A 14,580-nucleotide genomic window follows, 5' to 3' on the forward strand; every position below is an offset into this window, starting at 1 on the left:
GGGGCCTCAGCGCTTGACGGGCATCCATGCCCGTCACCTCCCTCCGCAAGACCTCTGCTCGGCCTCCTGAAGTCGCGAAGATCAAGATCAAGAGCAAGATCAAGATCAAAAGCAAGAGCAAGAGCAAGAGCAAGAGCAAGAGCAAGAGCAAGAGCAAGAGCAAGAGCAAGAGCAAGAGCAAGAGCAAGAGCAAAAGCAAGAGCGAGTGCAAGTACAAGTGCGAGAGCATAAATCGTCAGAAACCGCAGCCGTGTACCAGTAATCGGGATTGGCTCCTCATGATGGCTGTGCGTGGGGCACCTGCGGTGGCTCGCTTCACTACGACAGGAGACTTAAATGGGGCGCTGTGGGAGCGGGCGCGCCCGCGAACACCGGCGCAGCCGGTGCCAGCCACCGCGTTGGATTCTTCGCGGGCACGCCCGCTCCCACAGAAACCACGTCGCGCTTGCTAACGCGTTCCGGCCCCGGCCCGAGCCGAAGTTGCTTCAAGCCTGCTTGAGCAACAACGCCACCCCCGGGAAATACTGCCCCAGCTCGTTGTGCAATTTGCGATAGGCATACGGGAAGTACCAGGCGATGGCACAGGCGGTATGTTTCTGCAGATCGTCGACCAGGTCCTGCAGTTCCTCGGGGCTGGCATGCTGGCCAGCCTTCCACGGGCTGATGAACAGCGCACCGGCTTTCAACTGGCTGGGGTAGGCCACCTGGCGCGCCAGGGCAGCGGTTTGCTGCAGGGCGTCGGCCATGTCCAGCCGGGCAACTTTTGGCCAGCGCTGGCTGACACTGAGGTACAGCGCTTCATCGGCACTGCTGATCGACAGGTCGCAGCGCCCTTCGTGTTCGCCTTCGTCGCGCTGCTTCTTGCCGGCAAACTGCTGCAGCGCCGCCAGTTCGGCCTGCCAGGCCGCTGCGGCAAGCAGCCCGGTATTGGCCGCGGCGCCATGCCAGTAAGGTGCTTCGGCATCGCCGGCAAACTGGTTGAAGCGGTCGATACAATCGCCCCAGCGCTCCAGCACCGGGGCGAGAAACTCCAGGCGCGGGTTGTTGATGATCTGGCCTCGCATGCTGCGCTCTCCTGTTATCGTTGTGATCGCGTTCAGCTGAAAGTGATGGCTATGTGATATCACTGTATTCAGTGTGGCACAACCAGGTGAATTGGCCATTACCCGGGCGGTGCCTGTTCGATTGCAAAGCGGCCCGCTTCGATTGACGCTCCCGGTGCAACCCTCTAACCTTCGCGCGTGTTTCAGGTGCCCTGCCAGCCCCGACTGGGCAGGGTGAAACTGGGAAGCCGGTGGGTGCCAGCATGGCGCGATTCCGGCGCTGCCCCCGCAACGGTAGGTGAGTCGCGGCCGCGCAGGGCCACTGGGTGCCAGCACCCGGGAAGGCGCGCAGGCCTGGGCCAAGGCCCGCTCACAAGCCCGGAGACCGGCCTGATACTGCCAACGGCATCACGGAGGGTGATGCGCGGTGCACCGTGGCGTACGGCCACGGCCCCTGCGCGTTCTCCGTCTGCCCGCCTTTTACCTGTCGCCGCGCGTTGCCGTGGCGCCAGCCAGCGGAGAACCCTGATGAGCGAATCCACCGAACGCGACGAACGCCACCTGGCGCGCATGCAGCGCAAGAAGGCGATCATCGACGAACGCATCGCCAATTCCCCCAACGAATGCGGCCTGCTGCTGGTGCTGACCGGCAATGGCAAAGGCAAGAGCAGCTCGGCCTTCGGTATGCTCGCGCGCGCCCTGGGCCATGGCATGCAGTGCGGTGTGGTGCAGTTCATCAAGGGCCGCAACAGCACCGGCGAAGAGCTGTTCTTCCGCCGCTTCCCCGAGCAGGTGCGCTACCACGTGATGGGCGAGGGCTTTACCTGGGAAACCCAGGACCGCCAGCGCGACATTGCCGCCGCCGAAGCGGCCTGGGCCGTGTCGCGCCAGTTGCTGCAAGACCCGAGCGTGCAGTTCGTAGTGCTCGATGAACTGAACATCGCCCTCAAGCACGGCTACCTCGACCTTGACCAGGTTCTGTCCGACATCCAGGCCCGCCCACCGATGCAGCATGTGATCGTCACTGGCCGTGCCGCGAAACCCGAGATGATCGAACTGGCCGACACCGTGACCGAGATGGGCATGCTCAAGCACGCCTTCCAGGCCGGCATCCGTGCACAGAAGGGCGTGGAACTGTGAGCCAGCCGCGCCATTGCCCCGCCGTGCTGATCGCGGCACCGGCCTCTGGCCAGGGCAAGACCACCGTCACCGCCGCCCTGGCCCGCCTGCACCGCAACCTCGGGCGCAAGGTGCGGGTGTTCAAGTGCGGGCCCGACTTTCTCGACCCGATGATCCTCGAGCGGGCCAGCGGCGCGCCGGTGTACCAGCTCGACCTGTGGATGATCGGCGCCGAGGAAAGCCGCCGCCTGCTGTGGGAAGCCGCCGGCGAGGCCGACCTGATCCTGATCGAAGGGGTGATGGGGCTGTTCGACGGCACGCCGTCCAGCGCCGACCTGGCGCGCCACTTCGGCGTGCCGGTGCTGGCGGTGATCGACGGCACGGCCATGGCCCAGACCTTCGGCGCCCTGGCCCTGGGCCTGGCACGCTACCATGCGGACCTGCCGTTTGCCGGTGTGTTGGCCAACCGGGTCGGCAGCCTGCGCCACGCGCAACTGCTGGAAGGTAGCCTGACCGAGGGCCTGCGCTGGTATGGCGGCTTGTCCCGCGAGCGCGGTATAGAGCTGCCCAGCCGCCACCTGGGGCTGGTCCAGGCCCGCGAGCTGAACGACCTGGACGCGCGCCTGGATGCCGCTGCCGAGGCGCTTGGCGCCAGTTGCGATGCTGCCTTGCCGCCGCCAGTGACCTTTGCCGAACCCGAGCCGCAAACCAGTGCTGCCTCGTTGGCCGGTGTACGCATTGGCGTGGCGCGGGACGAGGCCTTCGCCTTCACCTATGGCGCCAACCTCGACCTGCTGCGCAACCTGGGCGCACAGCTGGAATTCTTCTCGCCGCTGCATGACCGCGAACTGCCGGCAGTGGACAGCCTGTACCTGCCGGGCGGTTATCCCGAACTGCACCACCACGCCCTGGCCGGCAATGCGCCGATGAACGAGGCGATCCGTGCCCATCACGCCCAGGGCAAACCGTTGCTGGCCGAGTGCGGTGGCATGCTGTATCTGCTCGATGCCCTGACCGACGTGGCCGGCGAGCGTGCCGAGCTGCTCGGCCTGCTGCCGGGCGAAGCGACAATGCAGAAGCGCCTGGCTGCCTTGGCCTTGCAGGCGGTGGAACTGCCGGAAGGCACCCTGCGCGGTCACACCTATCACCATTCGCTGACCAGTACCGCACTGGAGCCGATCGCACGTGGCCTGAGCCCCAATGGCGGGCGTGGCAACGAAGCGGTGTACCGCCTGGGTCGGCTGACGGCTTCCTACGTGCACTTCTACTTCCCCTCCAACCCGGATGCGGCGGCGGCGCTGTTGCGACCATGAGCGAACACGCCTACAGCGACGCCGAGCGCGCCGCGATCTACCGGGCTATCGGCGAGCGCCGTGACATGCGCCATTTCGCCGGTGGCGAGGTAGCCCCGGAACTGCTGGGCCGCCTGTTGGCTGCCGCGCACCAGGCGCCCAGCGTCGGGCTGATGCAGCCCTGGCGTTTCATCCGCATCACCCAGCGCGACCTGCGTGCGCGCATCCAGGCCTTGGTGGAAGCAGAGCGGGTGCGCACCGCCGAAGCGTTGGGCGAACGCTCCGACGCCTTCATGAAACTGAAGGTGGAGGGCATCAATGACTGCGCCGAGTTGCTGGTGGCCGCCCTGATGGACAACCGCGAGCCGCATATCTTCGGCCGTCGTACCCTGCCGGAAATGGACCTGGCCTCGCTGGCCTGCGCCATCCAGAACCTGTGGCTGGCAGCCCGTGGCGAAGGCCTGGGCATGGGCTGGGTGTCGCTGTTCGACCCGCAGGCGCTGGCGGCGCTGCTGGGCATGCCGGCCGGGGCCAAGCCGGTCGCGGTGCTGTGCCTGGGGCCGGTGACCGAGTTCTACCCGGCACCGATGCTGGTGCTGGAAAACTGGGCCGAGGAACGGCCCTTGAGTGAAATGCTCTTTGAGAACCAATGGGGAGAGCGCCAATGAGCGTGGCCTTGCTGACCGTGGCCGGGGTGGCCCTGGATGCCTTGCTGGGCGAACCGCAGCGGCGCCATCCGCTGGTAGCCTTCGGCAACATGGCCAGTAACCTCGAGCGCCGCCTGAATGCTGGTGGGCGCGGCTGGCGCAGCCACGGGGTGAGCGCATGGTTCCTGGCCGTCGTGCCGCTTACCCTGGTGGCATTGATCCTCTCCTGGCTGCCGTACATCGGCTGGCTGGTCGACGTGCTGGCACTGTACTGCGCCGTCGGGCTGCGCAGCCTGGGCGAACACGTGTTGCCGGTGGCCAGTGCCTTGCGCCAGGGTGACCTGCAAGAAGCGCGGCGCCGTGTGGGCTACCTGGTCAGCCGCGAAACCCGTGAACTGGACGAACCTGCGGTTGCCCGGGCGGCCACCGAATCGGTACTGGAGAATGGCAGCGATGCGGTATTCGCCGCGCTGTTCTGGTTCGTGGTCGCCGGCGCGCCGGGCGTGGTGCTGTACCGCCTGAGCAACACCCTGGACGCCATGTGGGGCTACCGCAACGAGCGCTTCGAACGCTTCGGCTGGTGCGCGGCGCGCGTCGACGATGTGCTCAACTATATTCCCGCCAGGCTGGTGGCGTTGACCTACGCGCTGCTGGGCAAGACCCGCCTGGCCCTGGCCTGCTGGCGCAAGCAGGGCCCGCTGTGGGACAGCCCCAATGCCGGGCCGGTGATGGCCGCCGGTGCTGGTGCGTTAGGGGTGGAGCTCGGTGGCCCGGCGGTGTACCACGGCGAGCTGCATGAGCGGCCACGCCTGGGTGACGGGCCAATGGCCGACGCCGACGCCATCGAGCGCGGCTGGGGCCTGGTGCAGCGCGGCGTATGGCTGTGGCTGCTGGTGATCTGCCTGGGGGCCTATATCAATGCTTGAACACGGAGGCCGCCTGCTGCGGGCGGTACGGCAATACGGCATTGCTCGCGAGCAGTGGCTCGACTTGTCCAGCGGCATTGCGCCATGGCCTTTCCCGATTCCACCGATTCCCGTGGAGGCCTGGGCGCGCCTGCCGGAGACCGAGGACGGCCTGGAGGACGCCGCGCGTGCGTATTACGGCGCCCGCCAATTGCTGGCGGTGGCCGGTTCCCAGGCCGCGATCCAGGCTTTGCCGCTGTTGCGCGCAGCCGGCCGGGTAGGGGTGTTGACGCCTTGCTATGCCGAGCACCCATACGCCTGGCAACGGGCGGGGCACCAGTTGCTTGAGCTGGACGAAGCGCAGGTCGAGGCGACGCTCGACAGCCTCGACGTACTGGTGCTGGTCAACCCCAACAACCCCACCGGCCGCCGGGTGTCGCGTGAACGCCTGCTGGATTGGCATGCGCGCCTGGCCGCCCGCGGTGGTTGGCTGCTGGTCGATGAAGCGTTCATGGACAACACCCCGGCGCAAAGCGTGGTCGATTGTGCCGAGCGCTCGGGGCTGATCGTGCTGCGCTCGTTCGGCAAGTTCTTCGGCCTGGCCGGCGTGCGCCTGGGGTTCGTTGCTGCCGAACGCAGCCTGCTGCTGCGCCTGGCCGAGTTGCTTGGGCCGTGGACCGTCAATGGCCCGACCCGGGTGTTGGCCCAGGCCAGCCTGGCCGACCACGCCGCCCAGCGTGTGCAGGTCGAACGCTGCGCTGCCGCCAGCCAGCGGCTGGCTATGCTGTTGCGCGGCGCCGGCCTGGCACCCAGCGGTGGTTGCGACCTGTTCCAGTACGTACGCAGCGAGCACGCTGCGCAACTGCATGACTTTCTTGCCCGCCGCGGCATCCTGGTGCGGCTGTTCGAGCAGCCGTCGGCGGTACGCCTTGGGCTGCCTGCCCATGCGGCGGACGAACAGCGCCTGGCCCAGGCCCTGGCGGCCTATCAGAAGGAAACGGCATGACCACCCTCATGGTGCAAGGCACCACCTCCGACGCCGGCAAGAGCACGCTGGTGACCGCACTGTGCCGCTGGCTGTTGCGCCAGGGCGTCGGCGTGGTGCCGTTCAAGCCGCAGAACATGGCGCTGAACAGCGCGGTGACCGCCGACGGCGGTGAAATCGGCCGGGCCCAGGCAGTGCAGGCCCAGGCCTGCCGGCTGCAACCGCACACCGACATGAACCCGGTGCTGCTCAAGCCCAACAGCGACACCGGCGCCCAGGTGATCATCCATGGCCGTGCCGTCACCAGCATGAACGCGGTGGCCTACCACGACTACAAGGCCATCGCCATGCAGGCGGTGCTGGCCTCGCACCAGCGCCTGAGCGCCGCCTGGCCGGTGGTCATGGTCGAAGGCGCGGGCTCGCCGGCGGAGATCAACCTGCGTGCCGGTGACATTGCCAACATGGGCTTTGCCGAAGCGGTGGACTGCCCGGTGATCCTGGTTGCCGACATCAATCGTGGTGGTGTGTTCGCCCATCTGGTCGGCACCCTGGAACTGCTGTCGCCCAGTGAGCAGGCGCGGGTAAAGGGCTTTGTCATCAACCGCTTCCGCGGCGACATCGCCTTGCTGCAGCCGGGGCTGGACTGGCTGGAGCAACGCACTGGCAAGCCGGTACTGGGCGTGCTGCCGTATGTCACCGATCTGCATCTGGAAGCCGAAGACGGCATCGATATGCGCCAGGGGACGAAGACCGAGCGCGTGCTCAAGGTGATCGTCCCGGTGCTGCCGCGTATCAGCAACCACACAGACTTTGACCCACTGCGACTGCACCCCCAGGTGGACCTGCAGTTCATCGGCCCGGGCCAGCCGATCCCGGCCGCCGACCTGATCATCCTGCCGGGTTCCAAGAGTGTGCGCGGCGACCTGGCGCAACTACGTGAGCGCGGTTGGGACAAGGCCATCGACCGGCACCTGCGCTATGGCGGCAAGCTGATCGGGATCTGCGGTGGCCTGCAGATGCTGGGCCGCGAAGTGCATGACCCGCTGGGTCTCGAAGGGGCCGCCGGCTCCAGCCCGGGGCTTGGCCTGCTCGATTACGCCACGGTGCTCGAAGCCGAGAAGCAACTGCGCAACGTTGCCGGCACGCTGAACATGGAGGCAGTCCCGGTTGCCGGTTATGAAATTCATGCCGGCGTCACCACGGGGCCTGCCCTGGAGCAGCCAGCCGTGCAACTTGCCGATGGCCGTTGCGATGGTGCTGTCAGCGCTGATGGCCAGATACTTGCCACCTACCTGCACGGCCTGTTCGAAGGCAGCCAGTCGTGCGCGGCGCTGCTGCGCTGGGCTGGGCTGGATGATGTGCAGGCCGTCGATTACCAGTCCCTGCGCGAACGCGATATCGAGCGCCTGGCCGACCTGGTGGAAAAGCACCTGGATACCGCGCGCCTGCGCGAGCTCTGTGGGGTGGCCTGACATGCTCAACCTGATCCTCGGCGGCGCCCGTTCGGGCAAGAGCCGCCTGGCCGAACAGCTGGCCAGCGCCAGTGGTCTGCCGGTGACCTATATCGCCACCAGCCAGCCGCTGGATGGTGAAATGAACGAACGCGTGCTGCTGCACCGCCAGCGTCGCCCCGATGACTGGGGGTTGATCGAAGAACCCCTGGCCCTGGCCGCGGTACTGCGCGCCGAAGCGGCCGAAGGGCGCTGCCTGCTGGTGGATTGCCTGACCCTGTGGTTGACCAACCTGCTGATGCTCGAAGACGACCAGCGCCTGGCCGAGGAGCGTGATGCGCTGCTGGCCTGCCTGGAACAGTTGCCGGGCACGGTCATCCTGGTCAGTAACGAAACCGGCCTGGGCGTCGTGCCCATGGGCGAGCTGACCCGACGCTATGTCGACCTGGCCGGCTGGCTGCACCAGGCCGTGGCCGAACGCTGTCAGCGCGTGGTGCTGACCGTGGCCGGCCTGCCCCTAATGCTCAAAGGACCTGCACTATGACCCAAGCCTGGTGGCGTGACGCCTGCCAACCCCTCGACAACGCCGCCATGGACCAGGCCCGCGCCCGTCAGCAGCAGCTGACCAAACCTGCCGGTTCGCTCGGCCAACTGGAAGGTTTGGCCATTCAGCTGGCCGGCCTGCAGGGGTGTGAACGGCCGACCTTGGATCACGCCGCAATCAGCATTTTTGCCGGTGACCACGGCGTGGTCGAGGAAGGCATCTCGGCCTACCCGCAAGCGGTGACCGGGCAGATGCTGCGCAACTTCGTCGGTGGTGGCGCGGCAATCAGCGTGCTGGCGCGCCAGCTGCAGGCGAGTCTGGAAGTGGTCGACCTGGGCACAATCGACCCGCACCTGGAACTGCCTGGCGTGCGCCATCTGCGCCTGGGCGCCGGTACCGCCAACTTCGCCCGCCAGCCAGCGATGACCGAGGGCCAGCTGCAGGCCGCCCTGCAGGCTGGCCGCGATAGTGCCCTGCGCGCCGCCGAACAGGGCGCGCAGCTGTTCATCGGTGGCGAGATGGGTATTGGCAACACCACGGCTGCCGCTGCCCTGGCCAGCGTCTTGCTGGGCTGCCCGCCGGCTGAGTTGAGTGGCCCGGGTACCGGCCTGGACCACGCCGGGGTGCGGCACAAGGCCGAGGTCATCGAACGGGCGCTGAGCCTGCATGGACTGAGCGCCAACGATCCATTGCAGGCACTGGGCTGTGTCGGTGGTTTCGAGATCGCGGCCCTGGCCGGTGCCTACATTGGCTGCGCGCAGGCGGGTATCGCGGTGCTGGTGGACGGCTTCATCTGCAGCGTCGCCGCGCTGCTGGCGGTGCGCCTCAACCCGCAGTGCCGGGCCTGGTTGCTGTTCGCCCACCAAGGCGCAGAGCCTGGGCACAAAGCCTTGCTCGACGCGTTGCAGGCTGAGCCGTTGCTGGCCCTGGGCCTGCGCCTGGGCGAGGGCAGTGGGGCTGCCCTGGCCGTACCGCTGTTGCGCCTGGCCTGTGCGTTGCACGGGCAGATGGCTACCTTCGCCGAGGCTGCGGTGGCGGACCGCCCGGCATGATCCTCGACCTGCTGCGCCATGGCGAAACGGAACAGGGCGGCCTGCGTGGCAGCCTTGATGATGCCTTGACCGACAAGGGCTGGGCGCAGATGCGTGGCGCCGTGGCCGAAGCCGGCCCGTGGGAGGTGCTGGTCAGTTCGCCGCTGCAGCGCTGCGCGCGTTTTGCCGAGGAACTGGGCGAGCGGCTGAACCTGCCGGTACAGCGCGAAGCGGCGTTGCAGGAACTGCATTTTGGCGACTGGGAAGGCCGTAGTGCGGCGCAGATCATGGAAGACCAGGCGGACGCGCTGGGGCGCTTCTGGGCGGACCCTTACGCGTTTACACCGCCCAATGGCGAGCCGGTCGAGGCGTTCGCCGAGCGTGTGCTGGCGGCTGTCGAGCGCCTGAGCCATCAGCATGCTGGCAAGCGTGTGCTGCTGGTCACCCATGGCGGCGTGATGCGGCTGCTGCTGGCCCGTGCCCGTGGTTTGCCGAGGGCGCAGTTGCTGCAGGTCGAAGTCGGCCACGCTGCGCTGATGCGATTGGTGCCGGGTGACGACGGCCAGTTGGTCGAGGGGCGCTGAAATGTTGCCGTTGTGGATTGCCTTGCAGTTTCTCAGCAGCCTGCCGGTGAGTCTGCCGGGCATGCCGGCGCCGCGCGAGGTGGGGCGCTCGCTGCTCTGTTACCCGTTGGTCGGGTTGCTGTTCGGCCTGTTGCTGTGGCTGGCCAGCCACCTGCTGGAGGGCACGCCGACACCGCTGCACGCGGCCCTGCTGCTGACGTTGTGGGTGTTGCTCAGTGGCGCCTTGCATCTGGATGGCCTGGCGGACAGCGCCGACGCTTGGCTGGGTGGTTTCGGTGACCGCGAACGCACCCTGCTGATCATGAAAGACCCGCGTAGCGGGCCGATTGCCGTGGTCACTCTGGTGCTGGTGCTGTTGTTGAAGTTCTGCGCGTTGTGGGTGCTGGTCGAGCAGGGCATTGGCGTGCAGTTGCTACTGGCACCGTTGATCGGGCGGGCGGCGATGCTCGGATTGTTCCTGAGTACGCCTTATGTACGGCAGGGTGGTTTGGGGCAAGCGCTGGCCGAGCACCTGCCCCGGCATGCGGCCGGCTGGGTGCTGCTGGGCTGTGTGCTTTTTTGCCTGGTCCTGGGCGGGTGGGTCGTGGTACTGGCGTTGGCGGTGTTTGCCTGGTTGCGACAACTGATGTGCCGGCGCCTGGGCGGGACTACCGGCGATACCGCTGGTGCAATGCTCGAGTTGCTCGAACTGGCCGTGGTGCTGGGGTTGGCGTTGGGCCTCTGAGCCTTGCTCTGGACCCTGTAGGAGCGGCCTTGTGTCGCGAAAGGGCTGCAAAGCAGCCCCACGATTTCAGCGTTAGTCCCTAAATTGCCGGGGCTGCTTTGCAGCCCTTTCGCGACACAAGGCCGCTCCTACAAGTGACCGCGCAAGCAGGATGTTTCTGTAGGGCGTTTCTGAGCCTAACGTGTCGGTAAATTCCTGAAAAACTCAGCAAGAACCGGCATCTTTTCACTGGCGTATGCTTGCCCCTCCCGCAAATTGTCGAGGAGTGTCGGCACCATGCGTCATGTCATTCTCGCTGCGTTTTTGTTGGCCATGGGGCCTGCTGTCATGGCAGCCGATCTCATGGCTTTCTGGAACAACCCCCGCCACGGTGGCAACAGCTTCAACCGGCTGCCGCCTGATCAAGCCTACTTCGACGCCTTGAGCGGTTATGGCGCGACCTGGGTGCGGCTGTCCTACGACAAATGGCAGCCGGCGGAACGCGACTTCCTCCTCGGCGATGCCGATGCCTACCAAGGCCTGCCTGCGGCCGACCTAGCCACGCTGCGAGCCACCCTCGACCGCGCCCATAAGGCCGGCCTCAAGGTGGTCATCGCACCGCTCTCGCTACCCGGCATGCGCTGGTCGCAGAACAACCAGGGCCAGTTCGACGACCGCCTCTGGCAGGACAAACGCTACTGGTTGCAGGCTGCGGCCTTCTGGCGGGATCTGGCCCGTGAGCTGAAAGGTCACCCGGCCATCGCCGCCTACAACCTGATCAACGAGCCCGCCCCGGAGAAGCAAGGTGGCCTGGCCGAGCATGCCGACCCTGGGCAAATGCAGCAGTGGTATGCACGGCAGCAGGGCAGTGCGCGTGATCTGCCGGCCCTGTATCGGCAGTTGATAGCGGCCATTCGCGAAGAGGACGCGGACACGCCGGTCATGCTCGATGCCGGCTGGTTCGCCGCCGCTGACGCCTTCGGTTACTGGCCGGCACCTCTGGAAGACCAGCGAGTGCTGTACAGCGTGCACATGTACGAGCCCTATCTGGTGACCAGTGCACCGAACATGACGCGCAAGCAGCCCATCGCCTATCCCGGCCCGGCACCGTTCGCGGGGCAGACGCAGCAGTGGGATGGCCAGCGTGTGGCGCAATACCTGCGCCAGCCGCTGGACTGGGCCGCGGCCATGAACGTGCCCCGCTCTCGGTTGGTGGTGGGCGAGTTCGGCTGTATGCGCAGGCTGCCGGGCTGCCGGCAATACCTGGAAGACGTGCTAAGCGTGCTGGATCGCCACCGGTTGCACTGGGCCTTCTACAGCTTCCGTGAAGATAACTGGGACGGCATGGACTACGAACTGGGCTCGGCCAAGGTGCCGTGGCGCTATTGGCAGGCAATCGAGCAGGGCGCTCCAGACCCGCTGGCGCGCAAGGCTACGGTGGAGTTCGAGCCGATTCGCCGGCGCTTGAACCTGGTTAAGTAATTGGGGGCCGCTTTGCGGCCCATCGCCGGCAAGCCAGCTCCCACAGGTACAGCGTTGCTCTCGAGGTTGTCGCTGTACTTGTGGGAGCTGGCTTGCCGGCGATGGGCTGCGTAGCAGCCCCATTAACGGTATCTGACAGGCATCAGGGCTGAGGGGCGTCGGTAATCGTGAAATCTCTTGCAACACACATGACGCGGGTATATACACGTATCCATGTTGACCAGTGAATGCATCTGCACCCATCTGCGTCGTGCCGCCCGTGGGGTGAGCCGGCATTACGACGAGGCCCTTGCCGGCTTCGGGGTCAATGTCGCCCAGTTTTCCCTGTTGCGTCATCTGCAGCGGCTCGATCGCCCCAGTATCACCACCCTGGCAGAGGCCATGGGCCTGGAGCGCAGTACCCTGGGCCGCAACCTGCGGGTGCTGGAGGCTGAAGGGCTGGTGGCCTTGGCCGATGGTGACGATCAGCGCAACCGCGTGGTGGTGCTGACCGAGGCCGGTACCCAGCTGCTGCACGCTGCCCATCCAGCCTGGGAACAGGCTCAGGCTGAACTGGTGGAGCGGCTGGGGGCAGGGCAGCGGGATGAACTGGTGCGCTTGCTGAACCAACTGGCTTGATTTGATACGACTATAAGCGGGTATATACCCGTAAAACCTTGCGATGTGCTGGAGATAACGACAATGACTTCGGTGTGGCGAACCAGCGGGTGGGTATTGGTGGGGGCAGCGCTGATCCTGGCGCTATCCCTGGGTGTGCGGCACGGCTTCGGCCTGTTCCTGGCGCCGATGAGCGCGGACTTCGGCTGGGGGCGTGAGGTGTTCGCCTTCGCCATTGCCTTGCAGAACCTGATCTGGGGGCTGGCGCAACCGTTCGCCGGCGCCCTGGCCGACCGCATGGGCGCGGCGCGGGTGGTGATCATTGGCGGTATTCTCTACGCTGCCGGGTTGGTGCTGATGGGCATGGCCGACTCGGCCTGGTCGTTGTCGCTGAGTGCCGGCTTGCTGATCGGCATCGGCCTGTCCGGCACCTCGTTCTCGGTCATCCTCGGCGTGGTCGGGCGTGCCGTGCCGGCGGAGAAGCGCAGCATGGCCATGGGCATTGCCAGCGCTGCCGGTTCTTTCGGCCAGTTCGCCATGTTGCCGGGCACCCTCGGCCTGATCCAGTGGCTGGGCTGGTCCGCAGCGTTGCTGGTACTGGGCCTGATGGTGGCGCTGATCGTGCCCTTCGTCGGCCTGCTGCGCGACCGGCCGCTGCCCACCCATGGTGCCGAACAGACCCTGGGCCAGGCCTTGCGCGAGGCGTGCTCGCACTCTGGCTTCTGGTTGCTGGCGCTGGGCTTTTTCGTTTGTGGTTTCCAGGTGGTGTTCATTGGCGTGCACCTGCCGGCCTACCTGGTCGACCAGCACCTGGCCGCGACCACCGGCACAACGGTGCTGGCGCTGGTAGGCCTGTTCAATATTGTCGGTACCTTCACCGCGGGCTGGCTGGGCGGGCGCATGTCCAAGCCGCGCCTGCTGACCGGGTTGTACCTGCTGCGTGCGGTAGTGATCGTGCTGTTCCTCTGGGCGCCGGTGACTGAAGTCAGCGCTTACCTGTTCGGCATCGCCATGGGCCTGCTGTGGTTGTCCACGGTGCCGTTGACCAACGGCACGGTGGCCACTGTGTTCGGCGTGCGCAACCTGTCCATGCTTGGCGGTATCGTTTTCCTGTTCCACCAGCTGGGCGCCTTTCTGGGCGGCTGGTTGGGCGGGGTGGTGTATGACCGCACTGGCAGCTACGACCTGGTCTGGCAGATTTCCATCCTGCTCAGCCTGCTGGCTGCCGCCCTCAACTGGCCCGTGCGCGAAAGCCCGGTCGCCCGCCTGCAGGCCCAGGCCGCATGAACCGCTACCTGGCTCGAGGGCTACTGGCCGTCGCCGCCCTGTTGCTGCTGGCGCTGGTGTGGTGGGGCTGGCACAAGGGTGGGATGGCGCTGATGCAGCTGGGCATGAGTGTTTGTTAGGCGCTACCCTGCAAGTTCAGGGATTGTCTTGCGGGAGAAACGAGTCATGCGTGCACATTGGTTGATGGTGCCGGTGCTGGCCTTGCTTGCCGGCGCATCGAGCTGGGCTGCCGATTGCCCGGCGTTGTTGCAGGGTAGCCTGCCAGAGTTGCGGGGCAAGGGGCAGGTGGACCTGTGCCAGCGCTTTGCAGGCAAGCCGCTGGTGGTGGTCAACACGGCCAGTTACTGCGGTTTCGCGCCGCAGTTCGAGGGGCTTGAGGCGACATACAAGGAATATCACGAGCAAGGCCTGGAAATGCTTGGTGTGCCTTCCAATGACTTCAAGCAGGAGGACGCCGATAGCGAAAAGACTGCCAAGGTTTGTTATGCCAACTATGGCGTCACCTTTACCATGACCAAGACACAGGCGGTTCGGGGCGCGGATGCGATACCGCTGTTCGCGGAACTGGCCAGCCAGAGCAGTGCGCCGAAGTGGAATTTCTACAAGTACGTGGTAGACCGCAAGGGCAAGGTGATTGGTAACTTTTCCAGCCTGACCAAGCCGGATGATCCAGCGTTCCGGGCAGCCATCGAAAAGGCCATTGCCTCCCAGCCATAACCTGGCTGCTCTTGCTCTTGCTCTTGCTCTTGCTCTTGCTCTTGCTCTTGCTCTTGCTTCGGCTTTTGCTTCTAAGCGCGCGATAGTTCAGGCGCCGCCGATTGCGACTTCAGGAGGCCGAGCGAAGGGACTGCGGAGGGAGGTGACGGGCATGGATGCCCGTCAAGCGCTGAGGCCCCATGGATGGGGCCTG

The 14,580-nt window shown here is 66.1% G+C and carries 16 protein-coding genes and 1 riboswitch; of the genes, 15 read left to right on the top strand and 1 reads right to left on the bottom strand.

Annotated features, from left to right (window positions below; all coding sequences use genetic code 11):
• Positions 1-485: 485 nt before the first annotated feature.
• On the bottom strand, positions 486-1,064 hold the full coding sequence (locus CAG46_RS27150; RefSeq protein ID WP_085619516.1) for a hypothetical protein: 579 nt from the start codon (positions 1,062-1,064) through the stop codon (positions 486-488).
• Positions 1,065-1,231: 167 nt separating this feature from the next.
• Positions 1,232-1,452: riboswitch (cobalamin riboswitch) on the top strand.
• 119 nt (positions 1,453-1,571) lie between these two features.
• Here CAG46_RS27150 and cobO point away from each other — a divergent pair.
• From cobO to CAG46_RS27220, 15 genes are all read left to right on the top strand, one after another.
• Complete coding sequence (cobO, locus tag CAG46_RS27155; protein WP_013971375.1) at positions 1,572-2,183, top strand: cob(I)yrinic acid a,c-diamide adenosyltransferase; 612 nt, start codon at positions 1,572-1,574, stop codon at positions 2,181-2,183.
• Positions 2,180-3,475, top strand: a complete 1,296-nt coding sequence (locus tag CAG46_RS27160) for a cobyrinate a,c-diamide synthase (protein WP_085619518.1) — start codon at positions 2,180-2,182, stop codon at positions 3,473-3,475. The genes cobO and CAG46_RS27160 overlap by 4 nt, the downstream gene beginning before the upstream one ends.
• Positions 3,472-4,122: a 5,6-dimethylbenzimidazole synthase gene (bluB, locus tag CAG46_RS27165; RefSeq protein ID WP_085593449.1), complete on the top strand. Its 651-nt coding sequence runs from the start codon at positions 3,472-3,474 to the stop codon at positions 4,120-4,122. Before CAG46_RS27160 ends, bluB begins: the two co-directional genes overlap by 4 nt.
• A complete protein-coding gene (gene cbiB / locus CAG46_RS27170; protein ID WP_015269245.1) occupies positions 4,119-5,027 on the top strand; it encodes an adenosylcobinamide-phosphate synthase CbiB in 909 nt (302 codons plus the stop codon). Before bluB ends, cbiB begins: the two co-directional genes overlap by 4 nt.
• The gene (gene cobD, locus CAG46_RS27175; protein WP_085619520.1) at positions 5,020-6,012 is read left to right on the top strand and encodes a threonine-phosphate decarboxylase CobD; all 993 of its coding nucleotides are present in this window, start codon (positions 5,020-5,022) and stop codon (positions 6,010-6,012) included. Before cbiB ends, cobD begins: the two co-directional genes overlap by 8 nt.
• The gene (locus CAG46_RS27180; RefSeq protein WP_085619522.1) at positions 6,009-7,463 is read left to right on the top strand and encodes a cobyric acid synthase; all 1,455 of its coding nucleotides are present in this window, start codon (positions 6,009-6,011) and stop codon (positions 7,461-7,463) included. Before cobD ends, CAG46_RS27180 begins: the two co-directional genes overlap by 4 nt.
• Before the next feature lies 1 nt (position 7,464).
• On the top strand, positions 7,465-7,986 hold the full coding sequence (gene cobU, locus CAG46_RS27185; RefSeq protein ID WP_013971381.1) for a bifunctional adenosylcobinamide kinase/adenosylcobinamide-phosphate guanylyltransferase: 522 nt from the start codon (positions 7,465-7,467) through the stop codon (positions 7,984-7,986).
• Positions 7,983-9,038: a nicotinate-nucleotide--dimethylbenzimidazole phosphoribosyltransferase gene (gene cobT, locus CAG46_RS27190; RefSeq protein ID WP_085619524.1), complete on the top strand. Its 1,056-nt coding sequence runs from the start codon at positions 7,983-7,985 to the stop codon at positions 9,036-9,038. Before cobU ends, cobT begins: the two co-directional genes overlap by 4 nt.
• Complete coding sequence (locus tag CAG46_RS27195) at positions 9,035-9,601, top strand: histidine phosphatase family protein (RefSeq protein WP_025338028.1); 567 nt, start codon at positions 9,035-9,037, stop codon at positions 9,599-9,601. The genes cobT and CAG46_RS27195 overlap by 4 nt, the downstream gene beginning before the upstream one ends.
• A gap of 1 nt (position 9,602) precedes the next feature.
• The gene (locus tag CAG46_RS27200; RefSeq protein ID WP_025338029.1) at positions 9,603-10,325 is read left to right on the top strand and encodes an adenosylcobinamide-GDP ribazoletransferase; all 723 of its coding nucleotides are present in this window, start codon (positions 9,603-9,605) and stop codon (positions 10,323-10,325) included.
• A 342-nt stretch (positions 10,326-10,667) separates the two neighbouring features.
• The gene (locus CAG46_RS27205) at positions 10,668-11,786 is read left to right on the top strand and encodes a glycoside hydrolase family 5 protein (RefSeq protein WP_178080732.1); all 1,119 of its coding nucleotides are present in this window, start codon (positions 10,668-10,670) and stop codon (positions 11,784-11,786) included.
• Between the two features lie 213 nt (positions 11,787-11,999).
• On the top strand, positions 12,000-12,404 hold the full coding sequence (locus CAG46_RS27210; protein WP_085619528.1) for a MarR family winged helix-turn-helix transcriptional regulator: 405 nt from the start codon (positions 12,000-12,002) through the stop codon (positions 12,402-12,404).
• A gap of 63 nt (positions 12,405-12,467) precedes the next feature.
• Positions 12,468-13,670 carry an MFS transporter gene (locus tag CAG46_RS27215; RefSeq protein ID WP_085619531.1) on the top strand — a complete coding sequence of 401 codons (1,203 nt, stop codon included), beginning with the start codon at positions 12,468-12,470 and terminating at the stop codon, positions 13,668-13,670.
• Positions 13,667-13,789 carry a hypothetical protein gene (locus tag CAG46_RS29225; RefSeq protein WP_075044023.1) on the top strand — a complete coding sequence of 41 codons (123 nt, stop codon included), beginning with the start codon at positions 13,667-13,669 and terminating at the stop codon, positions 13,787-13,789. Before CAG46_RS27215 ends, CAG46_RS29225 begins: the two co-directional genes overlap by 4 nt.
• A gap of 46 nt (positions 13,790-13,835) precedes the next feature.
• Complete coding sequence (locus CAG46_RS27220; protein ID WP_085619533.1) at positions 13,836-14,387, top strand: glutathione peroxidase; 552 nt, start codon at positions 13,836-13,838, stop codon at positions 14,385-14,387.
• Positions 14,388-14,580: the final 193 nt, after the last annotated feature.

The organism is Pseudomonas sp. B23(2017) (genome assembly GCF_002113725.1).
GTDB classification, from domain to species: domain Bacteria; phylum Pseudomonadota; class Gammaproteobacteria; order Pseudomonadales; family Pseudomonadaceae; genus Aquipseudomonas; species Aquipseudomonas putida_Z.

What these genes read in the sequence shown, in the direction of transcription:
- CAG46_RS27150 (WP_085619516.1), bottom strand. Translation starts at nt 1,064, where the DNA reads ATGCGAGGCCAGATCATCAACAACCCGCGCCTGGAGTTTCTCGCCCCG.
- cobO (WP_013971375.1), top strand. Translation starts at nt 1,572, where the DNA reads ATGAGCGAATCCACCGAACGCGACGAACGCCACCTGGCGCGCATGCAG.
- bluB (WP_085593449.1), top strand. Translation starts at nt 3,472, where the DNA reads ATGAGCGAACACGCCTACAGCGACGCCGAGCGCGCCGCGATCTACCGG.
- cbiB (WP_015269245.1), top strand. Translation starts at nt 4,119, where the DNA reads ATGAGCGTGGCCTTGCTGACCGTGGCCGGGGTGGCCCTGGATGCCTTG.
- cobD (WP_085619520.1), top strand. Translation starts at nt 5,020, where the DNA reads ATGCTTGAACACGGAGGCCGCCTGCTGCGGGCGGTACGGCAATACGGC.
- CAG46_RS27180 (WP_085619522.1), top strand. Translation starts at nt 6,009, where the DNA reads ATGACCACCCTCATGGTGCAAGGCACCACCTCCGACGCCGGCAAGAGC.
- cobU (WP_013971381.1), top strand. Translation starts at nt 7,465, where the DNA reads ATGCTCAACCTGATCCTCGGCGGCGCCCGTTCGGGCAAGAGCCGCCTG.
- cobT (WP_085619524.1), top strand. Translation starts at nt 7,983, where the DNA reads ATGACCCAAGCCTGGTGGCGTGACGCCTGCCAACCCCTCGACAACGCC.
- CAG46_RS27195 (WP_025338028.1), top strand. Translation starts at nt 9,035, where the DNA reads ATGATCCTCGACCTGCTGCGCCATGGCGAAACGGAACAGGGCGGCCTG.
- CAG46_RS27200 (WP_025338029.1), top strand. Translation starts at nt 9,603, where the DNA reads ATGTTGCCGTTGTGGATTGCCTTGCAGTTTCTCAGCAGCCTGCCGGTG.
- CAG46_RS27205 (WP_178080732.1), top strand. Translation starts at nt 10,668, where the DNA reads ATGGCTTTCTGGAACAACCCCCGCCACGGTGGCAACAGCTTCAACCGG.
- CAG46_RS27210 (WP_085619528.1), top strand. Translation starts at nt 12,000, where the DNA reads ATGTTGACCAGTGAATGCATCTGCACCCATCTGCGTCGTGCCGCCCGT.
- CAG46_RS27215 (WP_085619531.1), top strand. Translation starts at nt 12,468, where the DNA reads ATGACTTCGGTGTGGCGAACCAGCGGGTGGGTATTGGTGGGGGCAGCG.
- CAG46_RS29225 (WP_075044023.1), top strand. Translation starts at nt 13,667, where the DNA reads ATGAACCGCTACCTGGCTCGAGGGCTACTGGCCGTCGCCGCCCTGTTG.
- CAG46_RS27220 (WP_085619533.1), top strand. Translation starts at nt 13,836, where the DNA reads ATGCGTGCACATTGGTTGATGGTGCCGGTGCTGGCCTTGCTTGCCGGC.